General features: G+C 66.6%; 23 protein-coding genes. 11 read left to right on the forward strand and 12 right to left on the reverse strand.

The window, feature by feature from the left end; genetic code table 11:
• Positions 1 to 3: 3 nt before the first annotated feature.
• The gene (locus tag BOSE46_RS11765) at positions 4 to 414 is read right to left on the reverse strand and encodes a VOC family protein (protein WP_159540418.1); all 411 of its coding nucleotides are present in this window, start codon (positions 412 to 414) and stop codon (positions 4 to 6) included.
• Positions 415 to 616: 202 nt separating this feature from the next.
• Here BOSE46_RS11765 and BOSE46_RS11770 point away from each other — a divergent pair, with 202 nt between their 5' ends.
• Positions 617 to 1,255, forward strand: a complete 639-nt coding sequence (locus BOSE46_RS11770; RefSeq protein WP_159540419.1) for a hypothetical protein — start codon at positions 617 to 619, stop codon at positions 1,253 to 1,255.
• A 1-nt stretch (position 1,256) separates the two neighbouring features.
• Here BOSE46_RS11770 and BOSE46_RS11775 read toward each other — a convergent pair whose 3' ends face one another.
• Positions 1,257 to 1,709, reverse strand: coding sequence for a YdeI/OmpD-associated family protein (locus tag BOSE46_RS11775; RefSeq protein ID WP_159540420.1), 453 nt, complete (start codon positions 1,707 to 1,709; stop codon positions 1,257 to 1,259).
• Positions 1,710 to 1,761: 52 nt separating this feature from the next.
• Here BOSE46_RS11775 and BOSE46_RS11780 point away from each other — a divergent pair, with 52 nt between their 5' ends.
• The 3 genes from BOSE46_RS11780 to BOSE46_RS11790 all read left to right on the forward strand — a co-directional run bounded on the left by BOSE46_RS11780 (position 1,762) and on the right by BOSE46_RS11790 (position 4,261).
• Complete coding sequence (locus BOSE46_RS11780; protein WP_159540421.1) at positions 1,762 to 2,010, forward strand: DUF2630 family protein; 249 nt, start codon at positions 1,762 to 1,764, stop codon at positions 2,008 to 2,010.
• 2 nt (positions 2,011 to 2,012) lie between these two features.
• Complete coding sequence (locus BOSE46_RS11785; RefSeq protein WP_201299621.1) at positions 2,013 to 2,657, forward strand: MBL fold metallo-hydrolase; 645 nt, start codon at positions 2,013 to 2,015, stop codon at positions 2,655 to 2,657.
• 68 nt (positions 2,658 to 2,725) lie between these two features.
• Entirely contained in the window at positions 2,726 to 4,261 is a 1,536-nt protein-coding gene (locus tag BOSE46_RS11790) for a UDP-N-acetylglucosamine 1-carboxyvinyltransferase (protein WP_159540422.1), read from the forward strand.
• A 180-nt stretch (positions 4,262 to 4,441) separates the two neighbouring features.
• On the opposite strand, the gene BOSE46_RS11795 is transcribed toward BOSE46_RS11790, so the two are convergent.
• Positions 4,442 to 4,897 carry a carboxymuconolactone decarboxylase family protein gene (locus BOSE46_RS11795; protein WP_159540423.1) on the reverse strand — a complete coding sequence of 152 codons (456 nt, stop codon included), beginning with the start codon at positions 4,895 to 4,897 and terminating at the stop codon, positions 4,442 to 4,444.
• A gap of 82 nt (positions 4,898 to 4,979) precedes the next feature.
• On the opposite strand from BOSE46_RS11795, the gene BOSE46_RS11800 reads away from it, so the two are divergent.
• From BOSE46_RS11800 to BOSE46_RS11825, 6 genes are all read left to right on the forward strand, one after another.
• Complete coding sequence (locus BOSE46_RS11800; protein WP_159540424.1) at positions 4,980 to 5,849, forward strand: sigma-70 family RNA polymerase sigma factor; 870 nt, start codon at positions 4,980 to 4,982, stop codon at positions 5,847 to 5,849.
• Positions 5,850 to 5,916: 67 nt separating this feature from the next.
• Positions 5,917 to 6,675 (forward strand): glycerophosphodiester phosphodiesterase, encoded by a 759-nt coding sequence (locus tag BOSE46_RS11805; RefSeq protein WP_159540425.1) that lies wholly within the window; start codon positions 5,917 to 5,919, stop codon positions 6,673 to 6,675.
• Positions 6,672 to 8,030 (forward strand): MFS transporter, encoded by a 1,359-nt coding sequence (locus BOSE46_RS11810; protein ID WP_159540426.1) that lies wholly within the window; start codon positions 6,672 to 6,674, stop codon positions 8,028 to 8,030. The genes BOSE46_RS11805 and BOSE46_RS11810 overlap by 4 nt, the downstream gene beginning before the upstream one ends.
• An 89-nt stretch (positions 8,031 to 8,119) precedes the next feature.
• On the forward strand, positions 8,120 to 8,524 hold the full coding sequence (locus BOSE46_RS11815) for an RNA polymerase-binding protein RbpA (RefSeq protein ID WP_159540427.1): 405 nt from the start codon (positions 8,120 to 8,122) through the stop codon (positions 8,522 to 8,524).
• A gap of 414 nt (positions 8,525 to 8,938) precedes the next feature.
• Entirely contained in the window at positions 8,939 to 9,334 is a 396-nt protein-coding gene (locus BOSE46_RS11820) for a hypothetical protein (RefSeq protein WP_159540428.1), read from the forward strand.
• A gap of 144 nt (positions 9,335 to 9,478) precedes the next feature.
• Positions 9,479 to 10,600: a hypothetical protein gene (locus tag BOSE46_RS11825; protein WP_159540429.1), complete on the forward strand. Its 1,122-nt coding sequence runs from the start codon at positions 9,479 to 9,481 to the stop codon at positions 10,598 to 10,600.
• A gap of 299 nt (positions 10,601 to 10,899) precedes the next feature.
• On the opposite strand, the gene BOSE46_RS11830 is transcribed toward BOSE46_RS11825, so the two are convergent.
• From BOSE46_RS11830 to BOSE46_RS11870, 9 genes are all read right to left on the reverse strand, one after another.
• Positions 10,900 to 11,244 carry a hypothetical protein gene (locus BOSE46_RS11830; RefSeq protein WP_159540430.1) on the reverse strand — a complete coding sequence of 115 codons (345 nt, stop codon included), beginning with the start codon at positions 11,242 to 11,244 and terminating at the stop codon, positions 10,900 to 10,902.
• A gap of 110 nt (positions 11,245 to 11,354) precedes the next feature.
• On the reverse strand, positions 11,355 to 11,696 hold the full coding sequence (locus BOSE46_RS11835; protein WP_159540431.1) for a YciI family protein: 342 nt from the start codon (positions 11,694 to 11,696) through the stop codon (positions 11,355 to 11,357).
• A 97-nt stretch (positions 11,697 to 11,793) separates the two neighbouring features.
• Entirely contained in the window at positions 11,794 to 12,354 is a 561-nt protein-coding gene (locus BOSE46_RS11840) for a dihydrofolate reductase family protein (RefSeq protein WP_159540432.1), read from the reverse strand.
• A gap of 118 nt (positions 12,355 to 12,472) precedes the next feature.
• The gene (locus tag BOSE46_RS11845) at positions 12,473 to 13,030 is read right to left on the reverse strand and encodes a GNAT family N-acetyltransferase (protein WP_159540433.1); all 558 of its coding nucleotides are present in this window, start codon (positions 13,028 to 13,030) and stop codon (positions 12,473 to 12,475) included.
• A gap of 29 nt (positions 13,031 to 13,059) precedes the next feature.
• Positions 13,060 to 13,887, reverse strand: coding sequence for an SDR family NAD(P)-dependent oxidoreductase (locus BOSE46_RS11850; protein WP_371415511.1), 828 nt, complete (start codon positions 13,885 to 13,887; stop codon positions 13,060 to 13,062).
• 38 nt (positions 13,888 to 13,925) lie between these two features.
• Positions 13,926 to 14,201 (reverse strand): hypothetical protein, encoded by a 276-nt coding sequence (locus tag BOSE46_RS11855; protein ID WP_159540434.1) that lies wholly within the window; start codon positions 14,199 to 14,201, stop codon positions 13,926 to 13,928.
• A gap of 68 nt (positions 14,202 to 14,269) precedes the next feature.
• Positions 14,270 to 15,010, reverse strand: a complete 741-nt coding sequence (locus BOSE46_RS11860; protein WP_236551732.1) for a polyprenol monophosphomannose synthase — start codon at positions 15,008 to 15,010, stop codon at positions 14,270 to 14,272.
• Positions 15,007 to 16,515: an apolipoprotein N-acyltransferase gene (lnt, locus tag BOSE46_RS11865; protein WP_159540436.1), complete on the reverse strand. Its 1,509-nt coding sequence runs from the start codon at positions 16,513 to 16,515 to the stop codon at positions 15,007 to 15,009. Before lnt ends, BOSE46_RS11860 begins: the two co-directional genes overlap by 4 nt.
• Positions 16,512 to 17,591, reverse strand: a complete 1,080-nt coding sequence (locus BOSE46_RS11870; RefSeq protein ID WP_159540437.1) for a Xaa-Pro peptidase family protein — start codon at positions 17,589 to 17,591, stop codon at positions 16,512 to 16,514. Before BOSE46_RS11870 ends, lnt begins: the two co-directional genes overlap by 4 nt.
• Before the next feature lie 117 nt (positions 17,592 to 17,708).
• On the opposite strand from BOSE46_RS11870, the gene BOSE46_RS11875 reads away from it, so the two are divergent.
• Positions 17,709 to 19,238: a M20/M25/M40 family metallo-hydrolase gene (locus BOSE46_RS11875; protein ID WP_159540438.1), complete on the forward strand. Its 1,530-nt coding sequence runs from the start codon at positions 17,709 to 17,711 to the stop codon at positions 19,236 to 19,238.
• Positions 19,239 to 19,244: the final 6 nt, after the last annotated feature.

A 19,244-nucleotide genomic window follows, 5' to 3' on the forward strand; every position in this document is an offset into this window, starting at 1 on the left:
GGGCTAGCTCACTTCCTGGATGCGGATCATGTTGCCTGCAGGGTCGCGGAAGGCGCAGTCGCGTACGCCGTAGGGCTGCTCGGTCGGCTCCTGGACGACCTCGGCGTCGGTCGCCTGTACGCGGTCGAACACGCCGTTGAGGTCCGTGGTCGCCAGCAGGATCCAGCCGTAGGTGCCCTTGGCCATCATCTCGGAGATGACGCGTCGCTCGTCCTCGGTGATGCCGGGATCGGCCGCCGGGGGCGCCAGCAGGATCGACGTGCCGGGCTGGTCGGGCGGGCCGACGGTGATCCAGCGCATCTGTCCCTGCCCGACGTCCTGGCGGACCTCGAACCCCAGCGCGTCGCGGAAGAACGCCACGGAGGCGTCGGGATCGCTGTGCGGGAGAACCGTGGTGTGAATCGTGATGTCCATGGCAGTCACGTTAGTGGCGGCCGCCGACGCCGCGCTTCTCGATTCCTGATCCAGTCTGATCAGTCGGCAGGATGCTCGCGGACAGCCTGTCAACATACCTGTCGGCAAGACGTCGACTGAGCGACACGAAAATGCAACCTCTCTTTTGCCTGCCGCGCCCATAATGCGCCGGGTCGCAGAGACCGCGCACTATCCTTTGCACATGAGCGACACGCAGTACGCGACCCGTCATGTCGCGCCGCCTGTCGTACGCAGCCTCGACCTGACGGCCAAGGCGGGCCTGCTGATCCTCCTCGCGATCGCCCTGCTGTTCCCCGATCTCGGCCACATGCGGGGCAAGGCCGCCGGGCTGCGCGCGGTCACCTATCCCATGCTGGCCTTCTCGGTCCCGGCGCTCTGGTACGTCTTCTGGCGCGACCGCGCGTCGTTCCCCTGGGTCGCCGACCTCCTGGTGACGGTCACCTGCTTCACGGACACGCTCGGCAACCGGATGAACATGTACGACACGATCGTCTGGTTCGACGACTGGATCCACTTCATGAACACGGGCTTCCTCACGGCCGCCGCGATCCTCCTGACGCTGCACCGCACCTCGACGTTGCGGGCCACGATCGAGCGCGCTCTCGCCTTTGGCGCGACCGTCGCGATCGGCTGGGAGATCGCGGAGTACTACGCATTCATCAGCACGTCGTCGGAGCGCCGCGGCGCCTACACCGACACCCTTGGCGATCTGTTCCTCGGTACGTCGGGCTCGGTCGTCGCCGCACTGGTGGTGCACTCGCTGTGGCGCATGGGCCGGCTGGTGTCGGCGGCGCCGCAGCTCGAGCCGCTACGAGCCTGACTCAGCGCTGCTTGCGCTTGGTGAGCAGCAGCTCGACGGCCTGCGCAACCCGCCGCTGCCGCGTGTCGTCCTTCTTGGCACTCACGATCCAGTCGACATAGCTGCGCTTGTGGCTGAACGACAGCGACTCGAAGAACGTCGCTGCCTCCGGAGCCGCACGCAACGCCTCGGCAAGATCATCAGGCGCCTTCATCTCGCGCGGCGCCGTGTCGAGGGTGATCTCGACGTCGACCTCGTCGCCGGCTGCGAGGCCGGCTGCCTCACGGTTCTCGGCACTGAGCGGGATCATGAAACGCCCGCCCATGGGCGCCACCGTCGTTCGATAGGTGTGGCCGCCGACCGTGACGGTCACGGGTGGACGCTTGCCACCTCCGAGGGTCTCCACGACCTCGGCCGGCACCTCGATGCCGGTCGCCGTCTTGCCGCCGAGCTCGACGGTGCTGTGGAACTCCATGGGCCAGATCCTGCCACTGACGCGACCTGGATGTGAGTCGTAGACTCGCGCCATGACCACAGACCAGGGCATCCATGAGCACATCTCGGCGCTCGTCGCCGAAGAGAAGGCGCTGCGTGAGCAGCTGAGCAAGCATGAGGTCACGCCGGCAGAGGAGCACGCCCGGCTGCAGAAGCTCGAGGTCGAGCTCGACCAGGCGTGGGACCTGCTGCGCCAGCGCAACGCCAAGCGGCAGTACGGCGAGTCGCCCGACGAAGCCGCGGAGCGGTCGCCCGACGTCGTCGAGAAGTACCTCGGCTGACGATGCAGATCACCCGATTCGGCCACGCGGCAGTCCTGGTCGAGGCCGCTGACACGCGCGTCCTCATCGACCCCGGCGCCTTCAGCCTCGACGCCACGTTCGAGCTCGAGGGACTCGACGCGATCGTCGTGACGCACCAGCACGCCGACCACGTCGACACGACCCGCGGCCCGGGTCTGCTCGAGCGCAATCCCGATGCCGTGCTGCTGTGCGATCCCGAGAGCGCCTCGGTGCTCGAGTTCGGCTCGTGGAGCGAGCACGTCGACGGCACAGAGACGACGGTCGGCGGCATCACGATCCGCGGCGTCGGCGCGCAGCACGCCGTGATCCTGCCCCAGATCCCCCGCATCACGAATGTCGGCGTGACACTGGCGGCCGACGGCGAGCCGACCGTCTTCCATCCCGGCGACTCGTACGAGACGGCCCCGGACGGTGTGGACGTGCTGGCGCTCCCCCTGTCAGCCCCGTGGGCCAAGGCCAGCGAGACGGTGGACTTCGTCCAGCGGGTCTCCCCCACGACGCTGTTCCCGATCCACGACCGGACGATCTCGGACCTCGCGTACGGGATCTACTGGGGTCAGGTCGCCAACTTCGGCGGGGTCGACGATGTCCGCAAGCTGGGTCAGGGCGACGCCACCACGGTGTGATTCCCGCCTCCGGCATTCAACCGAATCTGTGAATTGAGTTATCTCATATCTGAGATATGGTGAAAGACATGACCGTTCGCGACGATTACCTTTCCCGCATCGGGGCACTCATCCGGGACGCCCGACAGCACAGCGGCCTGACCCAGGCCGAGCTTGCGACCGAGCTCAAGACCAGCCAGAGTGCCGTGAATCGCATCGAGAAGGGGCAACAGAACTTGACGCTCGACATGCTGGCCCGCATCGGCAGTGCCCTCGATTCCGAGCTCGTCACCGTCGGCACCTCCGGTCCGAGTCACCTGCGCGTTGCCGGCGGGACGACCCTCTCGGGCTCGATCGACGTCAAGTCCAGCAAGAACGCCGGAGTCGCCCTCCTGTGCGCCTCGCTGCTCAACGCCGGCACCACGGTCCTGCGCAAGGTCGCCCGCATCGAGGAGGTGAACCGCCTGCTCGAGGTGCTCACCTCGATCGGCGTGAAGGCCACCTGGCTCAACGAGCAGAACGACCTCGAGCTCATCGTGCCGGAGACGCTCAACCTCGCCGCCATGGACGCCGAGGCCGCCAGGCGTACGCGCAGCATCATCATGTTCCTCGGTCCACTGATGCACCGCTACGACGACTTCGAGCTGCCTTACGCGGGTGGCTGTGACCTCGGCACCCGCACGGTCGAGCCCCACATGACGGCGCTGCGACCGTTCGGCCTCAAGGTCGTGGCGACCGAAGGCAGCTATCACGCCACCGCCGCATCGGGTGTCGGCCCGGAACGCCCCCTGGTGCTCACCGAGCGCGGCGACACCGTCACCGAGAACGCGCTGCTCGCCGCCGCCCGCTACGACGGCGTGACCGTGATCCGCAACGCCAGCCCCAACTACATGGTCCAGGACCTGTGCTTCTTCCTGGTCAAGCTCGGTGTCGGCATCGAGGGCATCGGCACGACCACGCTGCGGGTCACCGGCAAACCGGTCATCAACTGCGACGTCGAGTACGCGCCCAGCGAGGACCCCATCGAGGCCATGAGCCTCATCGCGGCTGCGATCGTCACCAAGTCGAGCATCACGGTGCGCCGCGTGCCGATCGAGTTCATGGAGATCGAGCTGGCGCTGCTCGAGGAGATGGGCTTCCAGTACGACCGCGGCGAGGAGTATCCCGCCGAGAATGGTGAGACCCGCCTCGTCGACATCACGACGTACGCATCGAAGCTGCACGCGCCGATCGACAAGATCCACCCGATGCCGTTCCCGGGGCTCAACATCGACAACCTCCCGTTCTTCGCGGTCATCGCCGCGACGGCGGAGGGCCAGACGATGCTGCACGACTGGGTCTACGAGAACCGCGCGATCTACCTCACCGAGCTCAACAAGCTCGGCGCGTCGGTCAAGCTGCTCGACCCACACCGCGTGCTGATCGAGGGGCCGACGCACTGGAGCGGCACGGAGCTGGTCTGCCCGCCGGCGCTGCGCCCCGCTGTGGTGATCCTGCTGGCCATGCTCGCCGCCAAGGGCACCTCGGTGCTCCGCAGCGTCTACGTCATCAACCGCGGATACGAGGACCTCGCCGAGCGGCTCAACGCCCTCGGCGCCCAGATCGAGACCTTCCGCGACATCTGAGCACCCACGGCGAGCCGAAAGGCTCGGGTGAGACGAGGGCGAAGGTACTGAGCCCTCCGCTCCCTAAGGAGGCCGCCCGCGGCCGACTGGGAGCGAGCTCTGCGAGCGAAGGGGCGCTCACGTTACGCCCCTTCGCTTCGCTCCCGCCCTCGTTCCTCGGGCTAGGGGCCGGATGGCCGCTCAGCCCCAGGCGCCGGCGACCTGGTGCGTCGAGACGTTGACCCGGTTCCACACGTTGATCGCCGCGATCGACAGGATCAGTGCGCCGAGCTGCTGCTCGTCGTAGTGCGCGGAGGCCGCCTCATACACGTCGTCCGGCACCGGGTCCGACGTGTCGCTCATACGCGTCACGGCCTCGGTCAGGGCGAGGGCCGCACGCTCCGCGTCGTCGAAGTAGGGAGCATCCGGCCAACCCGCGACGGTGTCGATCTTCTCGTCGCTCTCCCCCATCTTGCGCAGCGCCTGCGCGTGCATCTGCAGGCATACGCTGCATCCGTTGATCTGGCTCGCGCGCAGGTGCACGAGCTCCTGCGTCGTGGCCGAGAGGCCGGTCTCCTCGATCGCCGTGGACAGGGCGCGGAGTGCCTCCAACGCGCCTGGGACCGCGATCGCCGGGTTGCTCATTCGTGCCTGCATGATGGTTCTCCTCAGTTCGTGTCACATCGTTGGCGGTTCGTTCGTCAGGGCTATGACGCATCTCGAGAGGGGAATGTGACCGATGTCCGAAGCGGAGTTCCTGGCGGAACGGTTCGAGCAGAATCGTGACCACCTGCGCGCGGTTGCCTACCGCATGCTCGGCTCGCTCCCCGAGGCCGAGGACGCCGTCCAGGAGTCCTGGCTGCGGCTCAGCCGTGTGGACGCCGACGAGATCGACAACCTCGGCGGCTGGCTCACCACCGTCGTCGGCCGGGTGTGCCTCGACATGCTGCGCTCCCGCAGGACCCGCGGCGAGCAACCCCTCGACGTACGTCCGCACGATCCGGCCAGCACGTCGGACGGCATCGATCCGGAGTACGAGGCGGAGCTCGTCGACTCGGTGGGCCTGGCGATGCTCGTGGTGCTGGAGAAGCTGACTCCGGCCGAGCGGCTGGCCTTCGTGCTGCACGACATGTTCGCAGTTCCGTTCGACGACATCGCGAGCATGATCGGGCGTACCCCTGATGCCGCCCGCCAGCTGGCCAGTCGTGCGCGTAGGCGCGTGCAGGGATCGGATCCCGTGCCGGGCACGCCGTTGCCCCGCCAGCGGGAGATCGTCGACGCCTTCATCTCCGCTGCGCGGGGCGGAGACTTCGATGCACTGGTCGAGGTGCTGGACCCCGATGTCGTGCTGCGGGCCGACACGGGTCACGGCCCGCCGGTGCTCGTGCGCGGGGCTCGCAACGTCGCCAGCGGTGCGATCTCGTTCCGTACGCCGGGACGCGAGAGCGTTCCGGTGCTCGTCGACGGTGGCGTCGGCATCGCCGGGATCGAGGGCGGGCGCCTCATCTCCGTGCTCCGGCTGGACTTCGTCGATGGCCGGATCGCGACGATCGACATCACGGCGGACCCCGAACGCGCGGCTGCGATGGAGCTGACGCGGCTCGACTGAGCCGATTGCCAGCGACGCGCTGGACGATGGGTCGTGGTGTGCACCCGTGAGGGCCTAGTTTGAGCCCGTGACCGGATTCCTCGACGCCCCGCCACTGGCGTTCGCGCATCGCGGTGGTTCGAGGACGGCCGGGAACGTCGGCGTCGAGAACTCGCTCGCGGCGTTCGCTCATGCGTACGAGCTGGGCTACCGCTACCTCGAGACCGACGTGCGGACGTCGTCCGACGGGGTGGTCTACGCGATCCACGACGCGGCCCTCGATCGGCTGTCCGGCAGCCCTGACCTGGTGGCCGGGCTGAGTGCCGAGTCGCTCGACCTGCAGCGCCTCGACCAGCGCGAGCCGTTCGCACGACTCGACGCGCTCTATGAGGCCTTTCCCGACGCGCGCCTCAACATCGATGTGAAGTCCGATGACGCGGTCGAGGCGACCTGCGCGGTCGTCGAGGCTCACGACGCCGTCGACCGGACCTGCCTGTCGTCGTTCTCCCACGCGCGGCTCGTCCGCGTCCGTGAGATCCTGCCGGCGGTCGCGACATCGGCGTCGCGCCGAGAGGTGGCCGCGTTCAAGCTCCTCTCCCGCTTACTGCTCAAGCCGACGTACGTGTGCCTGCAGGTGCCGGCTGTGCTGCGTGGATTCCGCGTCGTCACGCGGCGGTTCGTACGGAAGGCGCACGCCCTCGGCCTGCAGGTGCACGTGTGGACGATCGACGAGCCTGACCAGATGCATGAGCTCCTCGACCTCGGCGTCGACGGCATCATCACCGACCGCACCGACGTCCTCAAGGACGTACTGATCGCCAGAGGCACGTGGAAGGACCCGGCATGAGCGCAAAGGTCAAGGCCAACCCCGAGCAGAGGGCGTGGTTCTTCTACGACTGGGCCAACTCGGCATACATCACCACGATCGGCACGGTCCTCTACGCGCCGTACCTCACGAGCATCGCCGAGCGCTCGGCCTGCGGCTTCGTCGGCGACGACGACCGCAAGTGCGTCGAGAACCTCTCGGTGCTCGGCCTGTCGGTCTCGGCCGGCTCGCTGGTGTTCTACGTCGTCACGCTGGCGACAGTCATCTCGGCGTTCGTCCTGCCGATCGTCGGCGCGATCGCCGACCGGGTCGAGTCCAAGAAGACCTTGATGGCCGGCCTCGCCTGGTCGGGCGCGGCGGTCGCTGCCTTGATGTTCTTCGTCACCGGCACCAACTGGCAGCTCGGTGCGGGCCTTCTGGTGGTGGCCAACCTGTTCTATGCCTCGTCGATCGTGGTCTATGACGCGATCCTGATCGAGATCGCCGAGCCCGACGAACGTGACCGCATCTCCTCGCGTGGGTGGGCGCTCGGCTACCTCGGCGGCGGCCTGCTGCTCGCGGTCAACCTTGCTCTCGTCACGGTCAAGCCGTTCGGCCTCTCGACGGAGATGGCGGTGCGGATCAGCCTGCTGTCAGCCGCGATCTGGTGGGCGTACTTCACACTGATCCCCTATCGCGGCATCAAGGACCGGGCCCCGCGAGGTGTTGTTCCCGTCGAGGGCTCGACGCTGATGCAGCGCAGCTTCGGACAGCTGTTCCGTACGCTGCGCGAGCTCCGCAACTATCCACAGACGCTGCTGTTCCTGGTCGCGTACCTGTTCTACAACGACGGCATCCAGACCGTGATCTACTCGGCCTCGGTCTACGGCGACAAGCAGCTGGGCTTCGAGACCAGCACGCTCATCGCGACGATCCTGATCGTCCAGTTCGTCGGCGTCGTCGGTGCCCTGGTGTTCGGCCGGGTCGCAGCGCGCATCGGCAGCCATCGCACGATCCTCTACGGTCTCGGCGTCTGGATCCTGGTGGTGTGCTTCGGCTACTTCCTCCCCGCCGAGAAGATCGTCCCGTTCCTCGTGCTCGCCGTGGCGATCGGGCTGGTCCTGGGCGGCACGCAGGCGCTGTCGCGGGCGTTCTTCTCCCAGCTCATCCCCCGCGGCCGCGAGGCCGAGTACTTCAGCCTCTACCAAGCCTGCGAGCGCGGCACGAGCTGGCTCGGCACGCTCGTGTTCGGCATCGTGCACCAGCTCACGGACTCGTACCGGCCGGCCATCCTGGCCCTCATCATCTTCTTCGTCGTGGGTGGCGCGCTGCTGTGGAAGCTCGACGCTCGTCAGGGCATCGTCGAGGCGGGAAATCAGGCTCCGACAATCGTGTGACCTCGCTCGCGCATACGCGTACGCGTTTAGGGGAATCTCATGTGCGTCATTTACGTTGTAAGAGGTAAGTAATACGAGAGGGGACGCACATGGCTGAACGTGCATTGCGAGGTGCTCGGCTCGGGACACAGAGCTTCGAGGACGAGCGCGGCGTGGAAATGGCTCCCCGTCAGCAGGTCGAGTACGTATGCCCCGACGGGCACACGTTCACGGTGACGATGGCGGACGAGGCGGAGATCCCGTTCGAGTGGGAAGACCCCAAGACCGGTCAGATCGGTCAGCTCGCCGACGGCGTCAAGCCTGAGGGCAAGGCTGAGAAGCCGATCCGCACCCACTGGGACATGCTGCTCGAGCGCCGCTCAGAGGCTGAGCTCGAGGAGATCCTCACCGAGCGGCTCGAGCTGCTCCGTGGTGGCGAGATCGGACCGCCGCACCTCCACCGGCCCGCCAAGAAGAGCGCGGCGAAGAAGAGCACCACCAAGAAGAGCGCCTGAGACTCACGTCTCTCGCACGACCAAGGACCCCGGCTCCGGCCGGGGTCTTTCTGGTTTCGGCCAACGTCTCGTGCGACCCGACGATGTCGCGTCCTACCGGCTCCCTTCTGTTGTCAAGACGCCGCTGAGAGCGTGTTCTCGGTTGGAGTCTTTCGTCGGCGGGCGGCCGGTTGTAGCGTCGGTTCTGCGGGTCCGGGAAGTGGCTGATCCGAAGTGTCGATGTGGTGACCACGAGCGGACAAGTCGCAACAAGGCACAAAGCCAGTCATTCCGAGGGTCACACCCGCGGTCACCAACCACAGCCCAGCACCATCAGGCTGCGTTGGCGATCCTCACAGTCATTCCGCCGCCGTGGACCGGCCACCGCGCGAGTGCCGGCGGAGTTCCTCTCCTCGGGGCCACTACCGTTGGTGCATGCTCGGTGAACGGCGCACGGAACGGCCGGGTGACGATCCCGCGGTCGCGACTATTGAGGAGTTGCTTGATCGCGCGGCAACTCGCCACAATGCGGGCGACTGGCGAGGTCGCGCTGCCCATGTCGTCACGATCTGTGCATGCGTCACCCTCAAGGCCTCCCCAGATTGGATCATCTTCGATACCGAGGATGGCATTGGGTGGCGACGCTGGCCGGATGACCTCCCTGACGAACAGATCATTCACGCACCGCTAGAAGCGGGCGGTCACGCCGACCCGCCCCAAGTCCTGGCCTGGCTGCGAGGCCACGCTCCCGACCCGTGGGCAGACGGTGGTGACGGAAGCGGAGACGTCGAGGTCCTCCCTGCACTCCAGAGATGGCTCGCCAATCTCTGATTGCTGAACTTGTTGTGGGGCCCGTCCCGACAGTGCGTCTTTTCGCCGCGATCGACAGCCGATTATCGAAAGGCGAGCAGACGCGCGGCCAGATGCGTAGGGTCGCTCGCATCCGTTCCACCTCCGCATCGCAAGGAGCTAGGCATGCCTGTTGTAGCCGCGAAATCATCGATTTTGAGCCGCTGGCATGACGGCACGGAGAGAATCGAGATCCGGTCGGACGCATCCATCGACAGTCTCTTCCGCCTGGCGAACGTTTCGGTCCGCCGCCCTAATCCTGACCTCTTGCTGCCTGACCCGATAACCCTGTGGATGTGGCCGACTCCTCAGGGAGTTGCAGTCTCCATCCAAGATTGCGAGAGCGAGGAAGACATTATCGCGGTTGTTGACGCCATCGCCTCGGCCCTGGAGACCGCTGGCGTGGAAGCAGTCATCGAGCCTGTCCCGGACGAAGAGGTGCCATTTCCTTACCCGCAGAACGACGGGTTCTCAGCGGCCATGACCCTTCAGGGTGAGCCCTACTGGGGCACCCCGACCGACCCGGCGGAGCGACGAGGCGATCAGCGCTTGTGGGATCCAGACCCTGGTGTCCTCGCAAAAGTGATCGAGCACGCCGTCAACTGGTGCGAAGTGCAAGGTGGAGGGCTGTGGATTACAAGTGGCACAACGGCTTTCAAGACCCCCCGCGAGCGGGCAGTTTCAGTCCTCACGAGGCTCCTCGACGCAGATCCAAGCGCTGACCTGGTCGCTGCGCGGGATGACGGCTGGGTCCGCCGTGTCGGCTTCGAACGGAACGGGTACGTGATCTACGAGGTCGGCGGAACGCAACAACCCGAGTGGCAGATCTGCGTAAACGACCTGACCTCAGTGCTTGTCGATCTCCACCAGTACATGACGTGGGGGTTCGTACAGAAGCGCCCCGTGGGTAGGTGCGGCATCGGGCCCGCAACAACTCTGGTCACGCACGAGGCACTCTGGGAACCGTACGAGGACCAAGTCGCCGGATTCGGCCGGATCAGTGACCCCCGCCGATTCGAAAATCACGTTCTCAACGTCTATGGCATCCAAGTGCTGGGACCTAGTCACGACACCGGGTCATTGGCGGGCGACTGGGACATCAAGCCGCTCGACGCTGGTTGGACGCTGGTGAGCAGCAGGAGTCCTTCTAGGTGGTTTGCTGGCACCCCGACGCTGCAGACGCTCCTCGACTCACGAGGGTCCTTCGGCGAACTGGTGGACCCGATCTGGAGCCCCACTAGAAAGTAAACTCTTGTTGCGGCTGCTCTCGCTCTCGTACGCACATCGTGGGCTCGTGTTCCACTTCTAGGTGTGTGCCTTCTCGCCGGCCTCACTGTCATGGACTCATTGTTCACTGAGCAGGATCCCAGCGAGATGTACGTCTTCGGCTACTTCGTGATTAACATCTTCACGATGCTGCTCGCCGGGTTTACCCTGCTCATTGTTGCGTTCGCTCCGGGTGGCGCGTCACGTGTTACCGATCGCTAGGATGCCCGCGTCATACCGCCGCATGAGCCCTCTCGGCTCGTGTATCTGGCTGCCAATCGTCAAACGCCGCTGGTTTGACGAGATACGGGCAAACTCAACGCGACCGCAACGACCAACATCCCGGGCAGACCGAGCATGTAAGGAACAACTCCGCCGATGTCCCCCTCGCCCGACCAATGATCGAGGTAGGTGCCGCCTGCGGCATACAAGACAGCTGAGGTCCAGGTGAATATCAATTCAGACGAGCTGGCTTGACGTGCCCGGAATGCCAACGTTATTGCGATTCCCGAACCGACGGCGAACGCGGCGGCGACGAACGTATCCGTCCACGCCGAGTCGGTGATGAGGAAGCGGGCGACGAGCGCAAGCGCTGCAGCAAGTGCGGCCCCGCGGCGGAAGGTCATGGGCTCAAAGTACCCGCCGCATTGACGGAGCAGCCGACTATCGCCCAACGGTCGATGCGTCTTCCGCCGCGATCCGGCTGGCCACCACTCTGCAACCTGACTCCCCTGAGTCAGAGCTCGGGCGGCTCGTCGAACACCCGAACCTCCTGGTTGCACCGACACGCCGCGGCAAGCTTGGCCGCCCACTGGTGCGCCTCGTCCCGCGAGCTGACGTCAACGATGGCGAACCCGCCGATGAACTCCTTGGTCTCCGGGAACGGCCCATCCGTCACCACGCCGTCCGGTGTGACCGTGCTCGCCACTTGGGGCAACAGTCCTCCACCGAACACCCAAACGCCCGCGTCCATGGCCTCCTGGGTGGCATCGCCAGCGGCCTTGGCGATGGCCGGCAGATCCGGGTGCGACAGGTCCACCATCGCGCCCTCGGTGAATGAGATCAGGTACTTCGTCATCGGCATGACTCCTCGTCGTATGGGCAACCGTTGTGGCCAACCTCTATCTACCCCACGAACGACGCACCGTCGATACGACAGGCGAACCGCACCAAGGTTAGTGGCGGACGGCGTACCGGATGTGGGTCGCCTCGGGGGTGTCGATCACATGGCGGATCTCGAGCTCGGTGAGTCCGGGCAAGACGTCGAAGAGCCTGCGTCCGTCGCCCAGAAGGACAGGGATCTGGTGGATCTGGATCTCGTCGAGAACACCGGCTTCAAGGGCTCGTTGGACGACGTTGGCGCCGCGGACCTGGACATCCTTGTCGCCGGCGGCAGCCTTCGCCTGGGCCATGGCGCTCTCGATGCCATCGGAGACGTAGGTGACCAAGGGGTAGCCCCAGCGCGCAGCCGGTGGAGGCGGGCGATGGCTGGGTACGAAGATGGGGAGCCCGCCGTGTGAACCGCCCCAATGATCCATGAGCTCGGCAGTCCGGCGGCCGGCAAGGATCGCCCCTGCCGCGTTCCACTCGTCCTCGAACTGCTTGACCGGTCGTGAGGGATCACGCGAGTCGGCCCATGCGTGGAGCCGCTCACCATCCTCACCACCGAGGTAGTCGTTGACGTCGGCGACAAAGCCGTCCACCGAGACCGACATATCCAGCACCGAGAGTGACATGGTTCCTCCTTGATTCGCTTGTGGTTGGCGCGACCGTGATGCGCCTCTGCCATCACCACGAACGCGCGAAGCCAGATACGACACCGCGCCCAGCGAAATTCGACACCTCCCGCCGCGGTCAGCGCTGCGACAGGTAGGTCTCCCGAGTGAGCTCGTACTCGACCTCACCGTGCTCCGCCCCAGGAAACGACTCGCTGGAGTCGAACGCGCGAGCGAAGGTGAGACCTGCGCTGGTCATCGTGGCTCGTGAAGGCTCGTTGATGGCAAGAGTTTGAGCGAAGATCCGGGACAGTCCGAGCTCGGTGAACCCGTAACGGAGGAGCTCGCGCGAGCCTTCGCTGGCGTACCCGAGGCGCCAGTGCCTCCGCAGCAGCCGGTAGCCGAGCTCCGCCTCTCCCTCGACCTCGGGCTGGTCCGGCCCGTGGGGTGGCTGGAGGATCCACCAGCCGATGAAGTCGCCGTCGACGAATCCGACCCAGAACCCCAGCCCTGGGACCTTTTCGGCGGCGCGCCGCCGGCGCAGGTGTGCCTCCTCGGTCGCGGCGCGCGAGCGGGCACCCTTGTCGAGATACCGCATGACCTCCGGATCTGAGTCCAGCTCGATCTCGAGCTCCAGGTGCTCATCCGCAAGGGGCACCAACTCGATCCGCGCGGTCTTGAGTGTCGGTTGAGGCATGCTCACATTCTTGCCGACGGCGCACGATGTCAGGACGCGGACTTCAGCATCCCGCCGTCGATGACGTAGTCAGCGCCGGTGATGTTCGCGCTGCGCGACGAGGCGAGGAAGAGGACCAGGTCCGCAATCTCGTGCGCCTCGCTGACGCGACCCGTGGCGACGTTCATGGACTCGGGCAGGACCCGGTCCATGAACTCGGCCGGTGTCGTATCGGTGCCCTCGGTCATCACGTGGGCGAATCCCCCTGGCGCCATCCACAACGGAGTGCGTACCGGGCCCGGCGAGATGGTGTTGACGCGTATGCCTTGCGGCGCCAGCTCCTCCGACAGTGCGGTACCGAAGTTGGTGAGCGCTGCTTTGGCCGCGCTGTAGGGCGCAATGATGGGTGCGGGAAGCCTGGCGTTGAGCGAGCTGATCGTGATGACTGAGGCTCCACTGTTACCCCGCATTGCAGGCACGGCGGCTCGTACGGCTCGAACCGCCGAGAAGAACGTGATGTCGAAGATTCGCTGCCACTGCTCGTCGGTGAAGGTGAGGGCTGACGAACTTGGTTCGCTTGCGCCGACGTTGTTCACGAGCACGTCGATCGCGCCGAAGCGATCGACGGCTGCATCAACGAGCGCTGCAGGTCCTGTTGGAGTGGCCAGGTCGACCGGTACGAATGAGACGTCCGAGCTCTCGCACAGCTCCTTCAGCTCGTCCGTCATGTCACGAGCGCCGACGACGATCCGAGCCCCCTCGTCCGAGAGTGCCTTTGCCACCGCGTAGCCGATGCCGCGGCTTCCACCCGTCACGACGACTGTCTTGTTCATGAGATCCATATCCATGGACCTCATGCTTGTCCTCGCCGCTGGCATTGTCTGGCGGGAATCCGCCGGGCAGTTCCGTGAGGGATCTAGCTCGAGACTTGCCTCCTGGCAATGACCCGGTAGCCGACGAGTCCTGCAGCGAGCACGGATCCGAGCCACATCAGCGCGTAGCCGATCAGTGCTTGCTTCGTCACGAGCCACGCGCCGTCGAACGTGAAGGAGACCTCCGAGGAGTAGGCATGATCGTCGCTGGTAGGTCCCATGGAGTAGCCGTTGATGGTCTGCGAGTCGAACAGCACGAGCGCCAGGCCGACCACGAAAAGGAGCCCGGCAACGATGAGCACGTGACGTGGAGAGCGCATGTCATGAAGTCTGGCGTACGCCCACCGATACCGACGCCGATCGCGCAAAGGGGTCGGCAGGAGCCGGGCTATTTCGACGCCAGGACCCGCGCCGGTTTGGAGATCAGGCGCTGCAGCCCCCACACCGTGACCCGCCACAGCGCTTCGCGAACGATGCCGCCGCTCATCTTGGACTCGCCACGCTCGCGCTCGACGAACGTGATGGGCACCTCGACGATCGTCATGTCGGCGCCCAGCACCCGCCGCGCCATGTCGATCTGGAAGCAGTAGCCCTGGGAGGCGACCTCGTCGAGAGGCAGCCTCTCGAGCGTCTCGCGCCGGAACGCCCGAAATCCCCCGGTCGCGTCCTTGATCGGGATGCCGAGCATCAGGCGGGCGTAGAACGTGCCGCCACGGGATATGAAGCGGCGGTGCCACGGCCAGTTGACGACGCCGCCGCCCTCGACCCACCGCGAACCGAGCACCAGGTCGGCGCCGGCAGCACTCGCGTCGAGGAGCTTGCCCAGGTCCTCCGGGCGGTGCGAGCCGTCGGCGTCCATCTCGACGAGCACGTCGTAGCCCCGCTCGATGCCCCAGGCGAAGCCGGCGCGGTATGCCGAGCCGAGACCTTGCTTGGCGCTGCGGTGCAGCACGTGCACGCGCGCGTCATCGGCGGCGAGGCCGTCTGCGATGTCGCCGGTGCCGTCCGGCGAGCCGTCGTCCGCGATCAGCACGTCGACGTCGGGCTGGGCGAGGTGCAGCTGCTCCACGATCCAGGCGACGTTGTCGGCCTCGTTGTACGTCGGGATGACGACCAGTGTCCGTGTCATTCCGTCGCCTGCCTGCCGTTCTTCCGCCGAGTGCCGAACCACCATGATCCCAGACCCAGGATCACGAGGAGGTACTCCAGCGGCGCACCGATGACGAGCGCCGGCGTCTTGCCGGAGGCCAGCGTCACCTTGGCGCTGAGCGTCGCCGGCTTGTGCATCGGCGCGCGCTCCACGCTGTGACCCTCGGGGTCGACGACGCCGGTGATGCCGTTGGTCGACGGCACGACGACCCAGCGACCGGTCTCGATCGCGCGAAGCCGCGAGATGTCCCACTGCTGCTCGGGCTGGGAGGTGCCGGTGAAGGCGGCATTGCTGGTCTGCACGACGATCATCTGCGCGCCGGCGTCGACGGCACGGCGGGTCACGCTGTCGTACGCGATGTCGTAGCAGATCGTGTCGCCGACCTCGGTCGCGCCGATCTTCAAGGTGCCCGGTTCATGGCCGGCGAGCATGTCACGCGGGATGTCGCGGGCGAGCCGGTTGACGAAGAACCCGGCCTGCTTGCGCCACGGCACGTACTCACCGAACGGCACGGGCTTGAGCTTGACGTAGCGCTCCCCCGGGCCGTTGGCCGTCCACACCACCCCCGCGTTGTATGCCGTGGAGGTCGTGGGTCCGTCGAAGATGCCACCGACCAGGATCGGGGCGCCGATGCGCCTGGACAAGGCCTGGATGCGCTGCTTGACCGGCTCGTCGAAGTACGGATCGGTGTCAGTCGAGTTCTCGGGCCACAGCACCATGTCGGGCCTCGGGACGGTGCCGGCGTCGATCTTGTCGGCCAGCTTGTCGGTCTCGGCGGCATGGAGCTTGAAGATCTCCCCCAGCGGCCAGGTCAGGAAGACGCCTGGCACGTTGCCCTGCACCAGCGCGACCTGCCTCGTGCCGTCAGCGCCGGCGATGCCGGTCGGCAGCAGCGCACCGATTCCGCCGAGCGCCACGACCCCGGCCACGGCGATCCCCCGCGTACGCCACGCGGCCGACGTGACGAGCAAGACCAGCAGGCTCGCGACGAGGAACAGCACGGCGCTGGTGCCGGGCATGGCGACGAGTCGGGCGTACGCCTGGAAGGGCGTGTCGATCGACGTGTGCGCCAGGCGGCCCCACGGGAAGCCCGTGAACGGGAACCGCCCTCGCGCCCACTCACCGAGCACCCATACGGCCGCACCCCAGAGCGGCCACCACTTCAGCCGGCACGCGGCTCGCAGGGCCAGCATGATCGGGACGAAGAAGAGGGTCTCGGCCAGCACCAGCCCGATGTAGGCGCCATGGCTCACGGCGTTCATCCACCAGATCAGCGGTCCCATGAACGACAACCCGTAGAGCGCACCGGTGACCATGACCGTACGTTTGCGGGCGTCCCGCAGGCCGTGGGCCAGCCAGATCAGCCCGGCGATCGCCACGACCATGGCGAACGGCAGGTTGACGGGATCGAAGTTGAACGAGGACACGACCCCCAGCACGATGGCCGCGGGCCATGCGACCCGCCCGCCAGCGCTGTGGGTCACAGGACGACGAGCTCGCGAGGCGTGTTGTTGAGCACCTCGAGACCGTCAGCCGTGCACACGGCGATGTCCTCGATGCGGGCACCGAACTTGCCCTCGAAGTAGATGCCGGGCTCGATCGAGAACGCCATGCCCTCCTCGAGGACCAGGTCGTTGCCCTCGACGATGTAGGGCTCCTCGTGCGTCTCCTGGCCGATGCCGTGGCCTGTGCGGTGGATGAACAGGTCACCGAAGCCTGCCTCGGCGATCAGGGCGCGCCCGACGGCGTCGATCGACTCTGCGGTCACACCGGGCCCGGCGTGCGCGCGCTGGGCCTCCTGAGCGGCCTCGAGCACCGCGTACGCCTCGGCGTACGCGGCCGGGACCGTGCCGCCGGCGAGGTAGTTGCGGGTCGAGTCCGAGCAGTAGCCGGCCTCGTTGGTGCCGCCGATGTCGACGACGACGGGATCGCCCACCCCGATGACCCGGTCGGAGAGCTCGTGGTGCGGCGACGCACCGTTGGGCCCGGAGCCGACGATGACGAAGTCGACCGTCTCGTGACCCTCGTCGAGGATGGCCCGGGCGATGTCGGCGCCCACCTCACGCTCCGTGCGGCCAGGCCGCAGCCACTCCCCCATGCGCGAGTGCACGCGGTCGATCGCGAGACCGGCCTCACGCAGGGCGTCGACCTCGTCGGCGTCCTTGCGGATGCGCAGCTGCTGCACGAGGTCACCGCCGAGGACCTGACGTGCCTGGGGGAAGGTGTCGCGGAACGCGAAGACGCGCGAGGCCCACATGTGGTCGTCGACGCCGATCGTCCGGGCATCACCCACCAGCGAGGCCACCAGGGCGTACGGGTCGTCCAGCTCGCCCCACGACTCGAGCCGTACGTCGACACCGGACGCGACAGCTGCGGGCTTCTCGAGCGTCGGTACGACAAGAGTCGGCTCGCCCTGGGCGGGCAGCACGAGGCAGGTCAGCCGCTCGAGCGGCAGGGCCACGTAGCCGGTCAGGTAGCGAAGATCCGCCCCCGGCGTGATGAGCAGGGCGTCGATGCCCTGTGATGCGGCCAGTTGCTGTGCTTTGCGCCATCTGTTCACGAGAAGACGATACCTGCGGCGTCCGCAGCCATGATCCGTGCAGTCCGCAACGACACGTGACACGGCATGGGTCCAGACCTAGTGTGAGGAGACCAACACACGATCGGGGGATCCCACATGCGCAGAACCCTGCCAGTGATCGCTGCCGTCACCATGACGGCCAGCCTTCTCATCGCCGGACCGGCGACGGCCAAAAGCCATCCCAAGCCCGTCGACACCAGCAAGCTGACCAAGGCCGTCACCGTCAACGGCCAGCTCAAGACCTTGCGACAGCTCCAGGTCATCGCCAACCGCAACGAGGGCACGCGTGCGTCAGGCCTGCCGGGCTTCGACGCCTCGGCCGACTACGTCGCCGCCCAGCTCAAGAAGGCCGGCTACAAGGTCAAGAGGCAGACCTTCGTGTTCCCGTTCAGCCGCGACCTCGAGCCGGCGACCCTGCAGCAGCTCACCCCTGAGAACAAGGCGATCGAGACCGAGGCCTTCGACTACTCGGGCAGCGGTGACGTCACCGGCCCGATCACCAACATCAACCTCACGATCCCGCCGGGCGACGCAGGAACCGCGCCGTCGGGCTGTGAGCCGGCCGACTTCCCGGCGCCCAGCGGCGACAACGCAGTCGCCCTGCTGCAGCGCGGCACGTGCAATTTCGGCGTCAAGGCGGCCAACGCCGAGGCCGCCGGATACGCCGCGGCGATCATCTTCAACGAGGGCCAGGAAGGCCGCCAGGAGCTCCTCACCGGAACGCTCGGCGACCCGGTCGGCATCCCGGTCGTCGGCATCTCGTACGAGGACGGCGTCGCGCTGAGCGAGGCCGCCGGTGCAACGGTCCACGTCACCACCAAGACCGAGATCGACCTCAACCGCACGACGTCCAACGTCATCGCCGACCTGCCGGGCAAGACCAAGAACCCCGACCAGGTCGTGGTCGTCGGCGCCCACCTCGACAGCGTCGCCGCCGGCCCCGGCATCAACGACAACGGCACCGGCACGGCGGGTGTCCTCGAGATCGCCAAGCAGTACAAGAAGACGGGCCTGGCCAAGAAGGCACAGCGGCCGGTGCGGTTCGCGTTCTGGGGCGCCGAGGAGAAGGGCCTGCTCGGTGCTTACCACTACGTCGAGAGCCTCAGCGACGCCCAGCGGGCCAAGATCTACGCGAACCTCAACTTCGACATGATCGGCTCGCCCAACTTCGTCCGCTTCGTCTATGACGGTGACGGCTCGGATGGCGACGCCGGACCTGCGGGCTCGGCGGAGATCGAGAAGGTCTTCCTCGACTACTTCGGCAAGAAGGGGCTCGCCTCGGCGCCGACGGCGTTCGACGGTCGGTCCGACTACGGGCCGTTCATCGAGGCCGGCATTCCCGCCGGCGGCCTGTTCAGCGGTGCCGAGGGCGTCAAGACACCCGAGGAGGCTGCGATCTTCGGCGGCACCGCCGGTCAGCCGTACGACTCGTGCTACCACCAGGCGTGCGACGACATCACCAACCTGAGCACCACGGCGATCAGTCAGCTGGGCGATGCAGCGGCTCACTCCGTGGCCGTTCTGGCCCTGTCGAAGAAGGGGCTCTACGGCGATGCGAAGCGCTCGACGAAGTCGGCGAAGAAGCTCGGCAGCGTCAAGAGCCACGGGCACGCACTGACGCGCTGACCCACC

It is taken from the genome of Aeromicrobium sp. 9AM (assembly GCF_902506105.1).
In the GTDB taxonomy this organism is placed as follows: domain Bacteria; phylum Actinomycetota; class Actinomycetes; order Propionibacteriales; family Nocardioidaceae; genus Aeromicrobium.